This window comes from Hydrogenovibrio sp. JE_KL2 (assembly GCF_009296185.1).
Lineage (GTDB): Bacteria > Pseudomonadota > Gammaproteobacteria > Thiomicrospirales > Thiomicrospiraceae > Hydrogenovibrio.
Genome location: NZ_WBJR01000004.1, coordinates 190,909 through 213,057 on the forward strand (window position 1 = coordinate 190,909; position 22,149 = coordinate 213,057).

Annotated in this window: 16 protein-coding genes; 5 read left to right on the forward strand and 11 right to left on the reverse strand. The window is 46.3% G+C overall.

The window, feature by feature from the left end:
- Positions 1–31: 31 nt before the first annotated feature.
- Positions 32–1,201, reverse strand: a complete 1,170-nt coding sequence (locus F8R13_RS08665; RefSeq protein WP_152833652.1) for an MFS transporter — start codon at positions 1,199–1,201, stop codon at positions 32–34.
- A 97-nt stretch (positions 1,202–1,298) separates the two neighbouring features.
- Positions 1,299–2,399, reverse strand: a complete 1,101-nt coding sequence (aroC, locus tag F8R13_RS08670; protein ID WP_152833654.1) for a chorismate synthase — start codon at positions 2,397–2,399, stop codon at positions 1,299–1,301.
- A gap of 144 nt (positions 2,400–2,543) precedes the next feature.
- Between aroC and F8R13_RS08675 the strand changes: the two genes are divergently transcribed.
- From F8R13_RS08675 to F8R13_RS08685, 3 genes are all read left to right on the forward strand, one after another.
- Positions 2,544–3,668 (forward strand): hypothetical protein, encoded by a 1,125-nt coding sequence (locus F8R13_RS08675; protein WP_152833656.1) that lies wholly within the window; start codon positions 2,544–2,546, stop codon positions 3,666–3,668.
- 75 nt (positions 3,669–3,743) lie between these two features.
- Complete coding sequence (locus F8R13_RS08680) at positions 3,744–5,723, forward strand: choline BCCT transporter BetT (protein ID WP_152833658.1); 1,980 nt, start codon at positions 3,744–3,746, stop codon at positions 5,721–5,723.
- 12 nt (positions 5,724–5,735) lie between these two features.
- On the forward strand, positions 5,736–6,170 hold the full coding sequence (locus F8R13_RS08685) for a thioesterase family protein (RefSeq protein WP_152833660.1): 435 nt from the start codon (positions 5,736–5,738) through the stop codon (positions 6,168–6,170).
- A gap of 41 nt (positions 6,171–6,211) precedes the next feature.
- On the opposite strand, the gene F8R13_RS08690 is transcribed toward F8R13_RS08685, so the two are convergent.
- The 9 genes from F8R13_RS08690 to mog form a co-directional block, all read right to left on the reverse strand.
- Positions 6,212–6,457, reverse strand: a complete 246-nt coding sequence (locus F8R13_RS08690) for a DUF2798 domain-containing protein (protein ID WP_152833662.1) — start codon at positions 6,455–6,457, stop codon at positions 6,212–6,214.
- Positions 6,458–6,554: 97 nt separating this feature from the next.
- Positions 6,555–7,598, reverse strand: coding sequence for an NADP(H)-dependent aldo-keto reductase (locus F8R13_RS08695; protein WP_152833664.1), 1,044 nt, complete (start codon positions 7,596–7,598; stop codon positions 6,555–6,557).
- Between the two features lie 53 nt (positions 7,599–7,651).
- The gene (locus tag F8R13_RS08700; protein ID WP_152833666.1) at positions 7,652–8,128 is read right to left on the reverse strand and encodes a phosphate-starvation-inducible PsiE family protein; all 477 of its coding nucleotides are present in this window, start codon (positions 8,126–8,128) and stop codon (positions 7,652–7,654) included.
- 151 nt (positions 8,129–8,279) lie between these two features.
- Positions 8,280–9,479 carry a MalY/PatB family protein gene (locus tag F8R13_RS08705; RefSeq protein WP_152833668.1) on the reverse strand — a complete coding sequence of 400 codons (1,200 nt, stop codon included), beginning with the start codon at positions 9,477–9,479 and terminating at the stop codon, positions 8,280–8,282.
- Positions 9,480–9,510: 31 nt separating this feature from the next.
- On the reverse strand, positions 9,511–11,649 hold the full coding sequence (ovoA, locus tag F8R13_RS08710; RefSeq protein WP_152833670.1) for a 5-histidylcysteine sulfoxide synthase: 2,139 nt from the start codon (positions 11,647–11,649) through the stop codon (positions 9,511–9,513).
- Positions 11,650–11,693: 44 nt separating this feature from the next.
- Positions 11,694–14,546, reverse strand: a complete 2,853-nt coding sequence (locus F8R13_RS08715; RefSeq protein WP_172967744.1) for a DUF748 domain-containing protein — start codon at positions 14,544–14,546, stop codon at positions 11,694–11,696.
- Positions 14,547–14,919: 373 nt separating this feature from the next.
- The gene (locus tag F8R13_RS08720) at positions 14,920–15,891 is read right to left on the reverse strand and encodes a carbonic anhydrase (protein ID WP_152833674.1); all 972 of its coding nucleotides are present in this window, start codon (positions 15,889–15,891) and stop codon (positions 14,920–14,922) included.
- Positions 15,892–16,146: 255 nt separating this feature from the next.
- Positions 16,147–17,082, reverse strand: a complete 936-nt coding sequence (prmB, locus tag F8R13_RS08725; RefSeq protein ID WP_152833675.1) for a 50S ribosomal protein L3 N(5)-glutamine methyltransferase — start codon at positions 17,080–17,082, stop codon at positions 16,147–16,149.
- A gap of 29 nt (positions 17,083–17,111) precedes the next feature.
- On the reverse strand, positions 17,112–17,657 hold the full coding sequence (gene mog, locus F8R13_RS08730; protein WP_152833677.1) for a molybdopterin adenylyltransferase: 546 nt from the start codon (positions 17,655–17,657) through the stop codon (positions 17,112–17,114).
- 90 nt (positions 17,658–17,747) lie between these two features.
- Here mog and lon point away from each other — a divergent pair, with 90 nt between their 5' ends.
- Both lon and F8R13_RS08740 read left to right on the forward strand, forming a co-directional pair.
- Entirely contained in the window at positions 17,748–20,456 is a 2,709-nt protein-coding gene (gene lon / locus F8R13_RS08735; protein ID WP_253806405.1) for an endopeptidase La, read from the forward strand.
- Between the two features lie 316 nt (positions 20,457–20,772).
- On the forward strand, positions 20,773–22,074 hold the full coding sequence (locus tag F8R13_RS08740) for an NAD(P)/FAD-dependent oxidoreductase (RefSeq protein WP_152833680.1): 1,302 nt from the start codon (positions 20,773–20,775) through the stop codon (positions 22,072–22,074).
- Positions 22,075–22,149 lie beyond the last annotated feature (75 nt).

A 22,149-nucleotide genomic window follows, 5' to 3' on the forward strand; every position in this document is an offset into this window, starting at 1 on the left:
GAACATACGGAGCTCAAATACCGACCTTCATCTATTTATTGACCCACTTCCAAGTAATCACCAACGCAATCAAAATGGCAAAAGCACTAATACCAAATGCCAAGTTCGCTCCGCCGCTTTGCCAAGCGTACCCTGCAACCAGCATACCTACACCACCACCAAAACCATGGCTTGCCGAAGCATAGATTGCCTGCCCTCTGCTCTGATTGGCGCCATGAAAGTGTTCATCTATCAAATGTATTGCCGCCGCATGTAGCAAACCGTAGCTGGCAGCATGAAAAGTCTGAGCCAAAATTAACAGACTCAGCCAATCCACAACCCATGGAATCATCAGCCAGCGAGCCAACGTCAGCATAAGACTGATAATCAGTAGCAACTTAACGCTGAAAGAGCGGAACAACCAAGGCATGAAAAAGAACACGCCTATCTCCGCAATCACCCCCACCGACCACAACCAGGCGATAGCCGTTTGGTCATAGCCATGCGCTTCGAGAAAAATACTATAGAAGCTGTAGTAAGCACCGTGGGAGAACTGCACCAGTACCGTCACCAACAATAAACTGATAACCCAAGGACGCTGTAAAATCGTCAAAAAGCTTAACGCATGATCGGTTGTTTCTTCAACAGGTTTGGAGACCTTAAAATCTTGAACACTGAACATGGTGAAAAACACCACCAGCGAAATTCCCCAAAGTACAAACGGGTAAATTTGATAAGCACTATCCGCGGTAGTTTGTAACTGCCATCCAACGCCCATAACGGCAACAATAAACCCAACCGAGCCCCAAAGCCGGATTTGCCCATAGCGCTCTTTTAAACCCGCCAGATTTGAAAAGGTATAAGATTCAAACAACGGCAACGCTGCATGGAAGAAGAAACTGAAAAAGAACACCGTCAACAACAGGCCGGAAAAACTATTTAGAAACAAAAACCCGGTTGCAGACAATAGCGTAAGAAAACCCATCCAACGCAGCCAGTAAACAGGTTCCCCGCTTCTATCTGCCAGCCAGCCGAGCAGGTTAGGCGCAATAATTTTGGTACCAACAAATACCGCCATCAACTGCCCTATTTGAATCGCGTCCAATCCCAAGGATTGATAGTACAAGCTGATATACGGAATCACAGCACCAAATAAGGTGAAATAAAAGAAATAGAATCCCGACAGTTTAGGATAGGCTTGTTTATAGGCGGTTTGCGGCATGAGCTAAAACCTTAAAAACAGACAAAGAAGGGCAGATCAAATTGCCGACAATTTTTAGAAATTTGCCGGCTTGAGTTTCAGTTGATTTCTAATGGCTTTAACGCTCTGCGTTGGCTAAATCCATAATCGGCGGCACCACATCGCCGTTCTGGGCGCGGTTACGCATAAAATGATCCATCAACACCAATGCAACCTTTGCCTCGGCGATAGGCGTCGCGCGAATTCCCACGCAAGGGTCATGACGCCCCTTAGTCACCATCTCAATCGCCTCGCCATCACGGTTGACGCTCTTGCCCGGCGTCATAATGCTGGAAGTCGGTTTCAATGCGATGTGAGCAACAATATCTTGCCCGGTTGAAATTCCGCCCAAAATCCCACCAGAGTGGTTGGACAAGAAACCTTCCGGTGACATCTCATCTCTGTGCTCAGTGCCACGCTGTGCCGCTACCGCGAAGCCATCGCCTATCTCAACACCCTTCACGGCATTAATGCTCATTAAAGCATGTGCCAAATCGGCATCCAAGCGATCAAAAACCGGCTCGCCCAATCCAACCGGAACATTTCTGGCAACAATCGTAATCTTTGCACCCACAGAGTCTTTTTGCTTCAGCAGGTTGTCCATATATTCACGGATTTCTTCGCGCTTTTCCGAGCTTGGACAAAAGTATTCGTTGTCATTATCAAACGGCCAGCTGACCTCTTCGATCTTGATAGGACCTAATTGAGACAAATAGCCTTTGATTTCAATCCCTAAACGTTCTTTCAGATACTTTTTCGCAATCGCGCCTGCGGCGACACGCATCGCCGTTTCACGCGCAGATGAACGCCCGCCACCACGGTAATCGCGAATGCCATACTTTTGCGTGTAGGTGTAGTCAGCATGAGAAGGACGGAAAGTTTCCGCCACTTTGGCATAATCTTTTGAACGTTGGTCGGTGTTGTGGATGATCAATCCAATCGGCGTACCGGTGGTTTTACCTTCAAACACACCTGACAAAATCTGCACCTTGTCGTCTTCACGGCGCGCCGTAGCATGCTTTGAGGTACCCGGTTTACGACGATCCAGTTCGATTTGAATATCTTCTTCCGTCAGTTCCATGCCTGGAGGGCAACCGTCGATGATCGCACCCAATGCAATACCGTGGCTTTCTCCAAAAGTGGTGACACGAAAATTTTGTCCTAATGTATTACCCGACATAGATTTGCTTCTCAAAACCTTGATTAAATCAGCCTATTATACAAGAGGCTCGAAAATGGCGCGACTTGAAATTCCTTGAAGAACCCTGTTAGACTTAGTCGTCATCAATCAACAGAACACTCCCATCAAAACAAAGGCGATATGATGACAGACAAGAGACCAAACCTATCAAGTAAACATATTTACATTTCTTTTTTGTCTGTAAATGTCACTCTAAGCGCGCTCTTCCTACCCTCAATCTCCTACGCCAGTCCTCAAATCTCAGGGGGCGTCTGGTTCAATTACAACCAAAACCTAACCAAGGGCGCTAAGAATCCGAACAACGGCAACTTTGGAGATGAAGCACTGATTCTTTATGCTGACGACAAGGCAAAACCCGGCAAAGGAAACTGGTCCTACTCAATGGAATGGCGAATGGGACCTGGGAGTTTCACCGACCCCAAACACAACTCAACCGGAAGTGAAATGACCATGCACAAAGCTTGGCTTGGGTTTGATCTGACTAAGAACAGTATCTTACGTATTGGTAAAAGCCAAGTTCCTTTTGGCTGGAAAACCTATAATTTCTGGCCCGGAGATATGTTACTCGGTGCTTATGGCGACCAAATGGATGTCGGGCTAAAACTCAGCGGACAGCAATCTAAGTGGCATTATGACTTGGCTTACTTCCACCAGGACGATTGGGGAACAACCAGTAGTGATACCACTGACGACAACAATCATTGGGGTTCCCGTTCCGGCGGCGCTTCTCAATACCGCAAAGTACAGACTTTTGTTGGGAATGCCGGTTACGAATTTTTACCGGGCCAAACGCTCGGCGTATCGTTGCAAAGCGGTAAACTACAAGACTTAACCGTCACCCAGAAACCGTTGAGTGGAGACCACTATGCCGGCGTCATTTACTATAAAGGTAAATTCGACAATACCTTCTTCAACGCCCAAATTCTCGATACTCACAGAAACCTCCCAAAAAGCTTTGCGGCAACCAATAGCTTGACCAGAAAAACCGCGACCAATCGCTACGCATTGGAACTAGGGCAAAGCCATAACCAATGGACCTACTACATTGATGCCAGCTGGGCAAATAGCAAAACCAGCGGCCACAACCACGATATGGTCTCGGCTTATGCTCCCGGCATCAAATACAAATACGGTCCAGGCTGGATTTATGCCGAGTACTTAACCCAAAGTGGCGATATTGACATGAATGGCGACGTCACCAAGGGAGACTTCTCCGCCATTTATTTAACCCTCGACTATTACTTCTGATGATTGACGTTTTCAGGAAGACTTTCACTATGACATAACGCATCCATTTAATATTCAAGACCCAAAGGTTCTAGCATGCAGAAATCAGATACAAATGAAACCGCTCGACTTAACCCGCCTGTATTTTTTACATCTGCAGGTCTTATCATTGCCTTGTTGATTTTTGCGGTTATCAGCCCCAAAACCGCCGACACCTCGTTCAAAGCCCTTCAAGACGCCATCGTTGATAATGGCAGTTGGTTTTATGTTCTCGCCGTCGCCATCATGTTGATTACCGTCCTCTTCTTGGGGCTGTCTCGCTATGGTGACATCAAGTTAGGGCCGGACCATGCCACGCCTGATTATTCCAAAATAACTTGGTTTTCCATGCTGTTTTCCGCCGGTATGGGAATCGGGCTGATGTTTTTCGGTGTTGCCGAGCCCGTCATGCATTATGTGAACCCGCCTACCGGCACGCCTGAAACCATCGCTGCCGCGAAAGAGTCGATGAACATTACCTTCTTCCACTGGGGACTACATGCCTGGGGCATTTACGCCATTGTTGCACTAATCTTAGCTTTTTTCAGCTATCGTCATGGACTACCTTTGACCTTAAGATCCGCCCTTTACCCCATTATCGGCGAGCGTATCTATGGTCCCATCGGCCATGCCGTTGATGTGTTTGCAGTCATAGGTACTGTTTTCGGGGTCGCCACTTCCCTTGGCTACGGGGTCTTGCAAGTCAACTCGGGGCTTAATTACCTATTTGGCACCACCGTCAGCGTCAGCACCCAAGTCACTCTTATTATCTTTGTCAGCGCATTGGCGGTGATCTCCGTCACCACCGGCCTGGACAAAGGGATTCGCCGCTTATCCGAATTGAACATGGGATTGGCAATTATCCTGTTACTTCTCGTACTTGCATTAGGGCCAACCGTCTATTTGTTACAAGACTTTGTACAAAATGTAGGGTCTTACGCTTCCGGCCTTGTGCAAAAAACCTTCAACCTCTATGCCTACAAAAAAACCGACTGGATAGGTGGCTGGACCATTTTCTACTGGGGCTGGTGGATTGCATGGGCTCCTTTTGTAGGATTGTTTATCGCGCGTATATCCCGTGGCAGAACCATCCGTGACTTTACCATGGGCGTGCTTCTAGTCCCTGCGGGCTTCACTCTGATGTGGATGAGTTTCTTCGGTAACTCCGCCCTGCATATGATTATCAACGAACATATGGTGAGCTTGACGCAAGCCGTCTCTAAAGATGCATCCACCGCATTGTTTGCTTTCTTACAGCACCTCCCGATGGGCGGTTTTCTATCGATTATTGCTATGATTATGGTAGTGGTCTTTTTTGTCACCTCCGCAGACTCGGGCGCAATGGTGGTGGATATGCTGTGCTCAAACGGTAACAACAACACCCCTTTATGGCAGCGTATCTTCTGGGCAAGTGGGGTCGGCGTTGTTGCTGCCATTCTATTGCTTGCCGGCGGGCTGAAAGCCTTGCAAACCATGACCATTGCCAGTGCGCTTCCCTTTTCGATCATACTGCTTATCGCCACCTATGGGCTCATCAAAGCGCTGCGCGTCGACTTGGTAAAAAGAGATAGTCTGCAAATGAATGTCATGCCAACCTCTCCGGCCATCAACAATACCGGGTGGAAAGACAGATTGAGCAACATTGTGGACTACCCGAGCGAAGAAGTGGTGAACCGCTTTATTGAGAAAACAGCCAAACCGGCATTTGAAGAAGTGTGCCAAGAGCTACAAAATCACAACTTACAAACCAATGTGCAGCGTATAGACAAAAACCGTATTCAGCTCGTCGTAGAACATGGTGAGGAAATTGATTTTCTATATGAAATCCGTAATCGCTCCCATGTAAAACCGGAGTTTATCAACCCGGAAGCATCAACTGAAGATGTTGGAGAGGATATGCGGTACCACCGTGCTGAAGTGCATCTGGCAGAAGGCGGTCAGGATTATGATGTTATGGGTTGGTCCAAAGAAGCGCTTATCCATGATATTATCGACCACTACCACAAACATATGCACTTCCTGCATGTGCTGAGATAAGAGCTCAAATGCATGAACGATAGGTTGCCAAGCTGGCCGCACCCCAACCCTTTTATTCTGGAACACCGGGTCAAGTCCGATGAGTTGGACTTCCTCAATCACGTCAATAACAAGGTGTATCTGGCTTGGATGGAGCATATCGCCTGGCAACACAGTCTATCTGTCGGCATCGACTACGATCAACAGAAAGAACAAGGCAAGATTATGGTGGTGAAGCAACACGAGCTGAATTATCTCGCCCCCTGCTTTCTTGACGACAAACTCTTGATGGGGACTTGGATAGGCGAACGCATTGGCTGTTGCCAACGCAAACGCCATTATGAAATCTATCGTGAGGCGGATGGGAAAAAAATCTTTTCAGGCCATACTATTTGGGTCTGCATGGATCTGCACACCCAAAAAGCCTGTAAAATCCCAGACCTGTTTATTGACGCTTATCAGCAATAACCGCACAAAAATCTGCCAGGTTGGGGTAACGCAACTGAGCCTTAACTGTGATGTGGGTGCTCAACCGCACGGACAAGTTTATTGACGATGCGTCTAACCATCGGTGCCACAAACAGCACGATAGGAAACGCAATCACAAAGGCTGTCCACCAAGCATGAAACCACACCATCAGAAAGTTCTCAGGCAGACCGACGTTCATATAACTGATAACGCCTGACATCAAAAACGACATGAAAAGCGCCATAAAAAAAGCAAACAAAATATGTTGGTGTCTTGGGTGAAACATAACACTCCTAACTCATAATTTTTATTCAAGTGGGGCTGAGCTTCAGCCCCCTACCATCGCATACTATCTGGAAAACGGCACAAAAGCCGCAAAACACTTAGGGCGCAGGAATGGTGTATTGTGCATGAATCCGTTCGATTTGATAAAGCGTCTCCTCATCCAAGGTGATATTGATGGAGTCGATATTCTCCTTCAACTGTTCCATGGAGGTCGCGCCAATGATATTCGCTGATAAAAACGGACGAGAGTTCACAAACGCCAGCGCCAATTGAGTTGGCGTCAAGCCATTGCCTTTCGCCAACGCTGCGTAAAGCTCGGTCGCTTTGACTGCATTGGCTCCCATATAACGGTCGTAATTTGGGAACAACGCCAAACGTGAATTTTCCGGCTTGGCACCATTCAAATACTTACCTGACAATACCCCAAAGCCAAGCGGCGAGTAAGCCAACAACCCAATGCCCTCATGACGGGAAACTTCCGCCAAACCAACTTCATAACTGCGGTTCAACAGACTGTAGGGGTTTTGCACGGTGACGATTTTTTGCAGGCCTTTCGCTTCGGCAATTTGCAAAAACTTCATCGCGCCCCAAGCCGTTTCATTCGACAACCCGATCTGACGGATTTTGCCTTGCTTCACGAACTCGGTCAACACTTCCAACGTTTCTTCAAAAGGCGTTAAATCTTGCGGTTCATCTGTCCACTCATAATTCAATTTACCAAAATAGTTAGTTGGTCTTTCCGGCCAATGCAGTTGATACAAATCCAAGTAATCGGTTTGTAAACGCTTAAGAGATGCTTCTAATGCTTGGGTGATCTGCTCTCGGTTAAAGCGCCCTTTGCCATCGCGAATGTGCGAAGCCGGTCCCATCGGTCCGGCAATTTTCGATGTCAGCACTACGTCGGAGCGACGACCGTTCTTGGCGAACCAATTACCAATTATGGTTTCGGTTGCCCCGTAAGTTTCCGCACGAGGCGGTACGGAATACAGCTCTGCCGTATCCCAGAAGTTAACGCCTTGATCCAGCGCATAATCCATTTGCTCAAAAGCCTCTGACTGGGTGTTTTGTTCTCCCCAAGTCATGGTGCCTAAACAAATACGACTGACTTGAATATCGGTATTTCCAAGACTGTTGTATATCATTTGAATTCCTTTTGAATCAGTTGGTAAAATCGAAAGCCCATTTATTCAGATACTTATTCCATGACTTTCGGTTCTTTTTCTCGCCATTTTCTCATCAAGCCGTGAATGTAAATAATCAACGCAAAGAAGACCGCTGAGATGCCGCCCAAAATCAACAGGGTGCCGTTTTCATCCGGCGTCGTATCCAAAAGGATCAACTTTCGGATGACCACAACAAAAGCGATTTCCAAGAAGGTCAAGGCATAATCGAAGCTGTTTCTAATGAATAGTGCATTAACGATTGCCAGCACGATCAGGGTGAAAAGCGCATCGGTCAACAAAACCTTCATTGACGGAAAGTTCAAAGCACCTTGATGCATCAAGAAATCAAACAACTTGTTGGAAATACTGAACAAGCACGCCGCCAAATAAACAATCATAAACACAACCAAAACAACCCTCAGCATCTTCACGAGATTGATGAGTCTTTTATCCAGATCATAATCTAGGATTTGAGAGATTTTTTTGGATAAATGATTTGAAGTCGACATAAAACATCACGCCTTTACGAGAAAATAGAAAAAATTAACGAGTCATGACAATCCAAGTTACACCCCAACCTGGTAGATTTTTATCGCTTGTCTGCGTTTGGTGCTTTGCGCACTCTTTTTGAATTTCAGTCGGTAAGAATAGCACTAAATCCTACAATTTAGGCAGCTGATTTAATCCCATTTTGAAATGACTGAAAGCTTGTTGCAGTACCCTAGGCGGAACGGCTAGGTTCATTCGCATGAAACAGGTTCCTGCATTGGGTTTGTTGGTTTTTACATCAAACGATTCGCCATCGTTCAATCCCAACTTTGCATCGTTGACAATCCAACTTTTCAAGGCGGCATGATCCGAGCATAAGGATGAGAAATCCAGCCAGACTAGATAGGATGCCTCCGGGCGCATAACCGTCACTTGCGGAAAATGCGTTTGGAAAAAGTCGACCGTCTTGTCGATATTCTGTTGCAGGAACTGGTTTAACTCCTGCACATAGCGTCTACCCTTTTCGCTGTATGCGGCTTCAAGCGCAACGGTAGCAAATAAGTTCAACTCTTTTACACTCACCGATTGGCTCACCTTTAAATACGCCGCTTTCAATTTGGGGTTGGCGATGATGGCATAGCCTATTTGCAGCCCGCCAAGATTGAAGGTTTTTCCCGGCGAACTCAAGGTAATCGTTTGTTGTCGAATGGCATCCGAAATCGTCGCCAGAGGGATATGTTTGCCGGCAAAAATCATGTCAGAGTGAATCTCATCGGAAACGATGGTCACTTTGTGCGTCACACAAATCTCCGCCAATTTTTTCAACTCGTTTTCTGTCCACACTCTACCGGATGGATTTTGCGGATGACAAAACAAAATCAGCTGAACCTTGTTCTCAACAATTTTAGTTTCCAACAAATCAAAGTCGATTTCATAACGCCCGTTTTTCAGTACCAACGGTGCTGTCACCAGCTTTCTGCCATTGGCTTCAGGTGCCGTTAAAAAAGGAGGATAAATCGGCGGCATCGCCAAAACAGTGCCTCCCGGCTTGGTAAACGCTTGCACCGCCATGAAAAAACCATTGGCAACATTATGGGTGAAAACGATTTCTTCGGACGTCACGTCATATTCATGAAACGCTTGCCAATCAATAATGGCTTGGTAAACCGCTTCGGACATATGGGTATAACCCAAAATCGGGTGCTCCAAACGCGTCTTGATGGCTTGCATAATGAAATTCGGCGTGGGTAAATCCATATCCGCCACCCACATGGGAAGAACATCTTCTCGACCGAACAACGCCTTTCGCAACGCATACTTTTCTGCGTCTGTATCCTCTCGAGGAAACACTCGATTAAAATCTGCCATCATCCATTAGCCTTGTTTAAATTCTTTCAACACCCTAACGTTTTTTCCATAACGTGACTTGAGACAACGTATGTTGGTATTTACGCTGCGTCTCACGAATCACAAACGGAATATCGAAAGGTTCACGAATCATTGTAAACTCATCCTGCAACAAGGCGGTAATGCCTTCTAGCGTGGTGACGTTTTCACCACTTTGATCATCTTTATACCCACCCAGCCAATTGGCCTTTTCGGTAAACTCTTCCAGCCAAGTATAAGGCGAAGCCAACATCAGCAACCCGCCTTCATTCAAACGATGCGCCAAGTCTTTCAAGAACTTGGCAGGGTCATACAGGCGATCAACCAAATTCACCGCCACCACCATGTCATAGCCGCTGAATATCGGTTTCAGGTTACTGGCATCCTGTTGCAGGAACTCACACTTATGGGCGACATCGGCCAAACCATATTCCGCCAAGGTCTTTTCCTTGAAGTCGACAATTTCACCTTCTATCGGCAAGGTGTATAGTACCGACCCCGTTGTTTTGAGTTGATTGGCAATCTGAATGAATCTAGCCGAAAAATCCAAGCCCGTCACCTGTTCAAACCCTAGCGCCAATTCAAAGCTGGCTCGTCCGACTGAACAGCCTACTTCAAGAACAGACAAATCATCACGACCCGCAAAATCCTTATCTTCCCGAATGGCTTCTATCGCTGTACGCGCATAGCGTTGTGCGAAATTCTCTACACCGAAATAGTTTTCACCATAGTGAAACTCACAGTATTGCGCCACCGCGGCATCGGTTTCATAGGTAGAAAATTGTGTTTGCACCTCATGATTCGACTCGATATAACGAAATCCTGCATGTTGGAAAAAATGTCGGCGGAAGGCATAACGCGAATGTCCATTGATTTCATTTCCGGTCGATATCCAGCAACCACCCTTAAAAAGGTTATGCTTATTATCGAAAGTCGGCGTGGTGAAATCATCATACAAAGGGTGCACCTTGAAGCCTTCAAACGGGTAGATCGGGGTTTGTGTCCATTGCCAGACATTACCGATCACATCGAAAAAGTCTCCCGTTTGGTTCCAATTCACCGGCATCGAAGAGGCAAAACGTTCCAGATTGATGTTGGCAATACCCGGATGTTTCTCATGCTGTGTCAAAGCATCAGAATAATCTCTCAAACGTAGATACTCATCTTCACTCGGCAAACGAATCGGTTTACCTGTTTCATGAGATTTCCAACGACAGAACGCACTGGCTTCCAGATAATTGACTTCTACCGGCCAATCCCAAGGCATCTGAATCTCTTCCGCCATGCAACGCAGCCACCAATCATCGCCTTTTTTCACCCAAAACGTCGGATGCTTGTCCGGCGTAAACTGTCGCCAGCGATTGCCTTCTTCATCCCAGTAGACAGGGTTGTCATAGCCGCCGGCTTCGACAAAAGCCAAGAACTCTTTGTTGGAGCACAAAAAGGCCGCCGCCTTGAAGTCCGCCACCTCAGCTCTGTGCGTGCCATACTCATTGTCCCAACCATAAAAGTCTGCAGGGGCATGATGATCGATAGATACCTCTCCCGCCGCCACCGGAAACAGCAGATTCTCAGGCGCTTCATCACTCTCGCGACAAACCGGAAACACTGGATGCGGCTTCACTTGCTCTAAAGGCAGCTGGCGAATCAAAACGGATGAGGTTTCCAAATGAATGCGTTCATGTTCGATCCCCATCATCACCGGCCACATCGGGCTTTGCCAATCAATCGGCAAATGGAACTCTACGGTATCAATCAAATGATTGACCGCTTCTCTGACTTGTTGGCGATACTCTCGCACCGCATCGACGCTGGGCCAATCGTAATGTTCGTCATTGAGGTCATCCCATGACATTTCGTCGACACCAATCGCGCACATGGATTCGATTTTTGCATTGATGCGGTTCGGTAACAACTTCGCCAATACCAGCTTATTGGTGAAAAACGTGGCGGTATGGCCGAAATAGAAAATCAACGGGTGGCGTAGAGAGCAAGGTCGCAGGTAAAAAGCATCATCCGACACAAGCGTTTCGAACAGAGTTTCATTGAGCGTATAGGTTTGGTTGAAGTAAGCCTTGATCTCGGCACGCTTCTCCTCTACTTCTCCACTGTTCAAGACGATATTGTGCGATACGATAGTTTCCAAATCCTGCATTTCTTCCCTCTTTACTCACTTAATTCTCATTACATGCCTAACGACTACATAGATAAGGAGACGCCCGTCACGGTTTGTTGCTGCTGTTCTGGATGACAGGTCGTCAACCTAGATGGATCAATGCCACCCTTCTCCACCAACCAGTCTTTCACCAGTCTTTGTCTGGATTTTGCCAACTCATACAACTGTTGATTCAATTGCATTTTCGCCTGCTCACTGAGCGCCTGTTGCCCTGTCTGCTTTTGTTGTTGAGATTGACCCTTCTCTTCGTCATCCGTTTTGCTGGTGTCATTGGATCTTATCTCCGCTGTTAAAAGATCAACATCCTGTTGAGTATAGTAGCCACAGACCTTCAAGGTGATTTGCTTTTTCTCTTTCAGCAGTTTACCCATTTTGTCGAGATATTCCGACATCCCTTTAGACAGTTCATTTTTCCCGGCAACAAAAGATACCGATTGGAATTGAATCTTATTGACTTGGTTATAGGCATAGCTGGTAGCCATCGCAATCGCACCATAAGGTTGCAGAGCCAAGGTCAGTGCCAGCTTGGTCCCGCCCGTCAATGCATTTCTCAACGCGACATTGATGGCACTGGTGGCATCAAAACCTGGGTCGGACAAGTCACCATTGACCGGCAAATCCAAGTCGATATTGTCTCGACTATCCCGCAACATATTCAAACCGAACTTCAAAGCGGTCGCGCTCATCAGACCACCCGCTTCATTTGCGGTTTTTGCCACCGCATTCTCGCTGCTCTGAGCTTTTGTTTGTGTTTGGCCACTGTCATCCGCTTCCATCTCGAAGCCCACCAACAGGACATGGTTTTTCGAGGTCAACACATCATTCTTGACCTTCACATCAGAAGTCAGGTTCAATGAACCGCTCTGAATTCGATAGCCCAATTCCCGTTTAATCAACGGGGAAAACGAATACAAATCCATATCATGGATACGGGTCGCCAGATCCATGTTCAGTTTTTTCGTCAGCGGCTTTGCCGTCCCTTTGATATCGACCTTGGTGTACTTGTCGACGGTTGCGAGCAGTCTGATTGGCGTACTTCTATTGGGGCGTTGATAACTCAATTTACCAATGGATAAGGTCTGGATATTGATGTTTTTATGCATCGCCGGCTGGGTGGCGTGCGTCAGCAACTCAATGCGATTTTGACCTTTGAAGTCCAAGCCGTCAAAGGCCAACTGCAATGCAGCCGGTTTGGCTTTTTGGTCTGCTTTGGATTGCTTCACAGCCTGTTTCTTCGTAGATGTTTTTTGATCTATCGGCAAAGAGGCCATCACAGCATCAAGCTGATGAATGTGTCTGTTCTCATCAAAATCCAAGTTTACCTTCAAACTATCGACATCAACCTTCCCAACATTGATTTTATCGGTTCCTTTAATATTGAAGTCTTTCAGGTTAAAGCTTTTCAACTGCGCTAACGGCAAACGTGCTTGTTCGGTTTTGCCCTGCTTGAATTGCGCCACGATAATTTTATTCAAATTGAAATCTTTCAGCGACACCGACAGCGGCAATGCAAAACCAACTTGAGAATTCAAACTCTCAAAGCTCGACATCAAAAGCTCTTTTTGGGTATTCGCCAACGCCCACTCGTCCATGGCAATCTTACCCTGAGTTTTCAATTTCAGGCTTTGCTTCGATTCAGAAGGAATATCAAGGTGAGTATTTCCCTGCCAAGCCAGAGCCTTTCCATGAAGCACCAAGGCTTTTTGAGACAAATTAATACCTACCAACTGCAAGGCACCATCAACATTTAACGCGGTGTTTGTCTCTTTTTGCGTCTCGACCTGCCCCTTCCATTGCAAGTCATCAATCGCTAATTGATTATCTTTTTGCTTTAATGCCGTATTTTGGATGGCTAGACTTTCATCCGCTTTAACTTGTAACGACTGGTCTTTATGCACCAATGTTCTGGTGCCTTCCAAAGTCAGTCCACCGACTTTCAACGACACATCTGAAGTGTTTAGATTGGCATTCTCTATAGACAGCTTGGCATTGTTTTGAAGCTTGAGTTCGCCTGAATGCAAAGAGACTTCGGACTCGCCATTAAATACAATTTCCTTCACACTCGCCTGCAAATCCTTTGTTTGGACGGCACCCTTTTCCAACGTCAAATCACTGTTAATCTTGGCTTGTATATCACCGTATTTATTGTCCGCTGAAAGATTGATCTTACCGCCGATTTTGGCTGCCAGTTGCTCAATTTCTGGTGGTAAAAATTTTTCATAGGCTTGTAGCAACAAGTTATTGATTGCGACCTTTCCAACAACCTTCTGCGTCTCTGAAAAGGCATTGACTTTCAAATCCCCCTTGAAACCACCGTATTCCTTACCATTACCAACTTCAACTTTAAAGTTCACATTAGCAGGAGAAGTCGGTGCCCAGTTTTGTAAGTCATTCAACGATACTTCATCAAAACGCACGTTTTTATCGAGATTAGGCGCAATGACACTCACCACAGTATTTTTCAACACCAGACTATTGAGTCCCAGCTTCCAGGTTAGTCCACCACTGGGTTGTTCCTCTTTTGGCGTTTGCTTATTCAGCGGAATGATAATGCCAGCGACATCCAAAAACTTGTCTGGTTGGAAATCGACATACACATGGGTTTTCTGCAAAATGACTTTATCGATGACTAAGCGTTTTTTAAATAGAGACATCCAGTCAAAATCAACAAAAAACTCTCCTAAAGTCAACGGCGCTTTTCCCGCCTTTTTCAGCAGCATATTTTCGACTTTGAATTGCCCGGTAAACAAGTTGAACGACACATCTTCGATATGAACTTGCTCCAATCCTTGCTTAAGCAGGGCTTCTTTCATCGCCCACTTGATGCCATAAGGTAAAACGCTAAGGAAAATGCCAACAAACAGTAAGGTGATCATGAGAACCCGCATCTTTAACGAAAAAGATTGCCAATAGCTAAGGGCTTTTGTCGCTTTTTCACTAAGAGGTTTCAAGCTTGACTTAAAACGTGATTTGAAATCCATACACTTCCTGATGCTAAACATCTTTCTACTTTGATAAGGCTTTAAGGAACCTCTGATTGAATCAGAGGTTCCTTAACTATCGGAAAATGCGGCAAATAAGTCAAGTAAAGTTCTATGACAAAACCGTGATTATTGCGAGATTCAGCGCTATTAGCGGTAAATCTTATGCCAGATTTTACGCAAAGCTTTATCGGTAAAAAGCTGTAGCAACAAAAAAGCACCTCAAGGTTGCCTTGAAGTGCTTTTAATTTTGATGCATTAGATAATTTTAGTAGTATTGATAGTAACGGTTATCCTGACCATCATTTTTAGGGTTGCTCCAGGATTTCAGCAAAGAACGCGCCTCCAAGTCCTGAACAGGACGAGCATTCGACCCCATCAGTTCGTTCATCTTTTCAAGTTGCTCTGCCGATGCCTCTATTGGCTGCTTGAACACCATCCAATAAACGCCTTCAGTACAAGGTGGCGTGGTTAAAGAACCGCTGTATTTGAAAAACTTTTTACTTTCAGGGAAGAAGACATTCGGGTTGAACTCAATACCATTGAAAATTTCCTGTTTACCAACTTTTTTAGGCAAGTGATTTAGGATAGTTTGCAACGCATCATTTTCTTTACCTTCTCTGAACAAAATGCCAATGACCAGATAATGCCCACGACCATCTCTATGCACCAGATGCAACTCCATCGGGTAGTTAAAACCATTCAACTGATGCTCTGAAGGCGTATGGAAATGATATTGCAACAACTCATAGCGTTGATTCTTGATTTTGATATAGCTACCCAAAGGCACATTGACTTGCAGGGTGTGGCCGTTGTTGATGACTTTAAGAACCGTATCACGGTAATGCACATCAAAGCCCGGTAGTGAAGTGGTGCCAACGGCATCATCTGCCATCAGATTAATCGGTGACTGATTCTTACCGGTTTTACAGGTTGCATAGTCAGGTGACAAATCTCCCCAGTGGTCAGGACCTTCTTCGCCCGAGTAAGACCAATGTGGATTATGAACCACAGGTTTAGGTTTAGGGGCTTCTTCTTTTTTGGCTTCCGCAGCATGTTCCGTGCCTTGAGTTGGCGCAACGCCTTGAGGAGCAGCTTCCAAGTGCTGCTTCTTCATTTCCGCACCCAAGTCAATCAATGGCGCATTGCTATGCTGAACTGCAGCAGACCAACCTTGTGGTGCCACCAAACATACGCCAAACGAAATGAATGCTATCAACAACCTTTTTAACGCTTTCATAAAAGTTTTCCTAACGTCTTGACTGTTTCGGCTCCGCTATTAAACATAGCCTATGATGTCAAAAAACAGACAGTTTCCTTCTTGAATGTTTCGATTTTACAGGTCTTTCAACCCAGGATTTGCTCATCCTTTACTGAATAGTCAGCTTAAAGCAAATAATCAACCAACTTTTAAAATTAAACGTTTATAGCAAAGTTAAACGCCCCACCTAGGAGCGGAGCAATGCGATTAAACCCGGTTGAGCAGTGTTCGACATTAAATCGACGCCGCAGCGGCATCAAACACTTCTTGAAAAACATCCAGCTCTGATTTCTGGAGGGCGAACACTCCTTCCCCGCCGTTATCGAACTCAAACCAGTAAAAAGGCACTTCAGGATAGACCTGTTCCATGTAGTATTGCGATACACCGACCTCAACAATCAAGGTACCATCTTCATTCAGGTGTTGAGAGGCTTGAGCAAGAATCTTGCGAACCAAATCCAAACCATCTTCTCCTGCCGCCAGACCAAGCTCAGGCTCACGCCGGAACTCTTCCGGCAAAGCATCCATCTCAATTTGATCGACATAAGGCGGGTTAGAAACAATCAGGTCATATTTACGGCCTTCCAACGCTGAAAACAGATCCGACTGAATGGCAACGGCAGAATCTTCCAAACCATACAAAGCAATATTTTTCTCAGCAACCGCCAAGGCATCCGTGGAAATATCCACCAAATCAACCGTTGCATTCGGGCAGGCTTGCAAACTGGCAATACCGATACAACCGGAACCGGTACACATATCTAAAATACGTTCGACGTTTCCCGGTTCAACCCAAGGGCGATATTCTTTTTGGATCAACTCGGCAATCGGTGAGCGTGGCACCAAGGTTGACTCGTTGACGATAAAACGCAGCCCGGCAAACCAGGCTTCACCCGTTAGGTAAGCAGAAGGTTTTCGGGTTTCGACGCGTTGGCGGAACAACTCGGTGACCTGCTGTTTTTCCGCTTGCGTCAATCTCGCCAGCAAGTAAGATTCGGGCAATTCCCAAGGCAACTTCAATGCATAGAATACCAATACCTTGGCATCGTCAAAGGCATTGTCCGTGCCATGACCAAAAAACAAATCCGCTTTCTGAAACAACGTACCGCCCCAGCGGATAAAGTCTCTAATCGTTTCCAAGCCATCGTATTGATAATTGAAGTTACTCATAAATATCGCCTTTGTATTCAGAGTCTAAACTAAGACTTACGTACCGCATGTTTTGGGCGGAATCCTTTGATGAAATCTTCATTGGTTTCCAGATAAGGACCATCAATCAAATCGACACAGTAAGGCACCGCAGGAAACACCGCTTCCAAACACTCACTGATGGCCGATGGTTTACCCGGTAAATTGATAATCAAACAACTGCCACGGGTACCGGCGATCTGGCGTGACAAAATCGCTGTCGGCACATATTGCAAAGACACCGCGCGCATTTGCTCGGCAAAGCCGTCCAAAATCTTATCGCAAACCGCTTCTGTGGCCTCCGGCGTGACATCGCGTTTCGCAGGCCCCGTTCCACCGGTCGTCACCACCAGACAACAACCTTCTTCATCCACCAATTCCTTCAAGGTAGATTCTATGACAGGCTGTTCATCTTCAATCAAACGTACCACCGGCTCCCATTCAGAGCTAAGAGCTTTCGTCATCCACTCGCGCATGGCTGGCCCGCCTAAATCTTCATATTCTCCACGACTGGCTCGGTCGGAAACGGTGACAAATCCTATTTTTATTTTTTGCATTTTTTACTTCTCAATTCTTGAAAACCGCTAAAACAATCCCCATATGATAACTCAAATAGACCTCAAAATATTAGCAACCATGAGCGACACATGAGCGAAAAAACAGAATTAGACCCTATCACTGAAATTCTTGAGAATGAAATCTCGGATCAAACGCCAGCCGATCACGAAGCGGAGAGTCAGGCTCAACCCGATGATCACCAAGAAATCGAATTCGTTGCGTTTGAAGACCATATCGACGACTACGCCGAAGATTCGTTGCAAGCAACCGAAATAGAAGATGCGGATGCCGATGAAAAATTGATTCTGGAACATGGCGAATTGATTACTGACGAAGATGACGATGTCAAAATGTCCGAAGTCGAAGATGCCGTCAAAAAAGTCACGCAAGGCTTTGCCAACCTGATTAAGGTCAACAGCAGTAAACCGAATCACCTATACCTGCTTCCGGTGAAAGAACGTCCATTCTTTCCGGGACAAACCCTGCCTGTTTTGCTGAACAAAGACCTTTGGGAAAAGACCATCGAACGTGTTATTGATGACAAGCAACGTTACATCGGTATCATTTTTGTCGATAGTGAAGAGCACAACAAAGCCAAGCCTGAAGAGTTTGCCAAGACAGGTACGCTTATTCGTATCCACGATCCAAAAATCAAGGACGACTATATCCAATTGGTCGCAGAAGGGATTTGTCGTTTCCAAATCAGTGACTGGATTTCCTCAGAAGAGCCGTACCACGCCAGTGTGGTCTATCCAAAAGACATTCAACGCGGGTCTGAAACCGAGCTGAAAGCTTATGGTTTGGCAATCATGAATGCCTTCAAGGAACTTTTGCCACTAAACCCACTGTACAGCGAAGAGTTGAAATACTTCCTCAACCGTTACAGTGTAACTGACTCTGCCCAACTGGCGGATTTTGCCGCGAGCATGACCTCTGCCAGCAATGACAAGTTGCAAGACATTCTCGATACGCTAGATTTAGTTGATCGTCTGGAAAAAGTGCAAACCCTATTCAAACACGAAATTGAAGTCACCAAACTTCAATTCAATATCCGCGAGCGTGTTGAAGAAAGCATCAGCGACCAACAACGAGATTTCTTCCTGCGTCAGCAGTTGAAGGAAATACAAAAAGAACTGGGCATGGTCAAAGACGACCGCGATGCCGACGCCGACTTGTTCCTGGATCGTATCGAAAAACTCTCTTTGACCGAAGAGGCCGAAAACAAGGCCGAAGAAGAGTTGAACAAAATCACCACGCTTGACCCTCAGTCGGCGGAGTATGGTGTCTCCCGCAACTGGCTGGATTGGTTGACACAATTGCCTTGGGGACAACACTCCACTGACATTCTCGACTTGAAGCGTGCGCAAAAGATTCTCGACAAAGGGCATGACGGCCTGGACGATGTCAAAGACCGTATTCTCGAATTCCTGGCGGTCGGCGCTTTGAAAGGCGAAGTGTCCGGTTCCATCATCTGTCTGGTCGGGCCTCCGGGAGTGGGTAAAACCTCTATCGGGCGCTCCATTGCCGACACGCTTGGGCGTAAATTCTACCGCTTCTCGGTCGGTGGTATGCGTGATGAAGCCGAAATCAAAGGGCATAGACGCACTTACATCGGTGCCATGCCGGGTAAATTCATCCAAGCCTTGAAGGATTGCGGCACCGCAAACCCGGTGATTATGCTCGATGAAATCGACAAGATTGGTTCTTCCTACCAAGGTGATCCTGCGTCTGCGTTGCTGGAAGTGCTTGATCCCGAACAAAACCACGAGTTCATGGACCATTACATGGATGTACGCTTTGACTTATCCAAAGCCGTATTTATCTGCACCGCCAACACGCTAGACACTATTCCGGGGCCTTTGCTTGACCGTATGGAAGTGATTCGCCTCTCCGGTTATATCACCGAAGAGAAAATGCAAATCGCCAAGCATCATTTGTGGCCTGCACTTTTGGAAGAAGCCGGCATGAACAAGAAACAGGTGCAAATCACCCTGCCCGCTATCCGTCATGTCATTGACGGCTATGCGCGTGAAGCCGGTGTGCGTAACCTGAAAAAACAACTGGCAAAAATTGTCCGTAAGCTGGCGATTCGCTTTGTGCGGGAAGATATTAATGAAGCCAACATCCACGTGCAGGATTTGGAAGACATGCTCGGTCAACCACGTTTCACCGAGGAAAAAACCAACTTGCAGATCGGTACCGTGACTGGACTTGCCTGGACATCCATGGGTGGTGCGACCCTCACCATTGAGGCCAGCCGCGTGCATACGCACAATCGAGGATTCAAACTTTCCGGTCAGTTGGGCGAAGTCATGCAGGAATCAGCGGGGATTGCTTACAGCTATATTTCCTCTAATCTGGAGAAATACAAAGCCGATCCTGAGTTTTTTGACAAGGCATTCGTCCACTTGCATGTACCGGATGGTGCGACACCAAAAGACGGGCCAAGTGCCGGTGTCACCATGGCAACCGCATTGCTGTCTTTGGCACGCAATGAACCGATTAAAACGCAACTGGCAATGACCGGAGAGCTAAGTCTGACGGGCTTGGTGTTACCTGTCGGCGGTATTCGCGAGAAAGTCATCGCGGCAAAACGTATCGGCATTAAAACCCTGATTTTGCCGGATGAAAACCGTAAAGACTTTAACGAACTGCCGGATTATCTGAAAGAAGGTGTTGAGATCCACTTTGCCAAACATTTTGATGATGTGGCAAAACTGACATTCAATATCCGCAGCAAATCCAAGGCGTTGAAAGACTACCTTGATCGCCAGGTCTCCAACATCAACGAAGCTTGATGTCCTACTAAAATCTGCCAGGTTGGGTTCTCTCCTATTTACCCCAACCTGGTAGATTTTTATCGTCACCCAGTCTTGTTCAAGCTTGTAATCAAGCTCCTAATCAAGCATTAAGCAATTCATTCAAACCGCTTTGAAAGGTGGTGGAATCCTTAATTTCTTTTCAGTCTTACTCAAGGTTTCGACGCAGTCTGACTGCATATTGACCGTATCAACAATCACTAATTTGGTTGTGCTAGAGTAATTACTCGACAGGCTTTAGCTTAACATTCAGCGACAGGCCTTTCGCAAATCAAAAACCATTTGGAGGTTAGTTATGTCTCATACGAATACACCCCATGTCTTGATTCTAGGTGGCAATTTTGCCGGACTTGGTTCTGCTCAGGCAGTTCGAAAATATGCTGGTAAAGATGTCAATATCACGGTGATAGACCGCAAAAACTATCTGCTTTATGTTCCCAACATTTCGACTGAAATTTTCGAGTCTGATCATCCTGAACTCGAAAAAAACCTGACGATGGATCTACCCTCGACCCTTGCCAAAGACAATGTGAATTTTATCCAAGGCGAAGTGACCGGCATAGACGTCAACCGTCAGCGAGTGAAGTTTAACCCCGCCGAACGCCCGGGAGCCGAACCACAAACCATCGAATATGATTTTCTGGTCGTTTCGGTCGGTTGCGAACTGGCCTATGAAGATATTGAAGGATTCGCCGAATACGGTGACACGGTTTCGGACTTTTATCACGCAAAAAAACTATTCAAAAAACTAACCGAAGACTATCATGGCGGCAACATTGTGGTCGGCTCGGCACTGTTCAAACAGGGAGACGGCGCGATTGGTCTGCAACCTTATCCCGGCGGTTCTATTCCAAGTGCCAAAGCTGCCTGTGAAGGCCCTCCTGTCGAAGTTTCGTTATCCTTGGCCAACTGGCTTAACCAGCATGGTAAGGGCGGACCGGACGATATCACCATCACCACGCCAGCTGAAATGATTGCAGAAGACGCCGGTGAAGACGTCGTTACCCAACTACTGGAAGCCGCATCAAGCATGGGATTCAAATATGTCAACAATACCGGTGACATCAAACGATTGACTGAACACACCATTGAGTATGAAAACGGCCAAGTCATTAATGCGGAAATCAAAATCCTTTTCCCCAACTGGAAAGCCTATGACTTTTTGAAAAATCTGCCCATTGCCGACAATGAAGGATTTATTGTCACTGACCTCTATATGAGAAACCCGACTTATCGAAACGTTTTTGCCGCAGGTGACTGTGCAGCGGTAACGGTTCCGAAACTCGGCGCTATCGGACATCAGGAGTGTGACATCGTCGGCAGACAAATCGCTAAAGACCTTCACCAATTGTCAGCGGAAAAAGCCGATGTCTCTTTGCAACCTGTGGTTTTCTGTATCGGCGATATGGGGGATGGAAAAGCTTTCTACATCCATTCCAATTCTTGGTTTGGCGGACCGGAGCAGAAACTGGTGATGGGACATGTGCCGCATTTTCTCAAAATGCAGTACAAACGTATGTTCATGAACAACGACGGAAAAGTGCCGCCTTGGGGCTTGGATGTTGCGGAAGTATTGGCTGAAAAAATTGCTGTTTAGCGGCTTTGTCTGCCAAAACTTTTCTGCTAGGCTAATGTGCTAACGCTGTGTAACCTTTAACATCCGAACACTTAG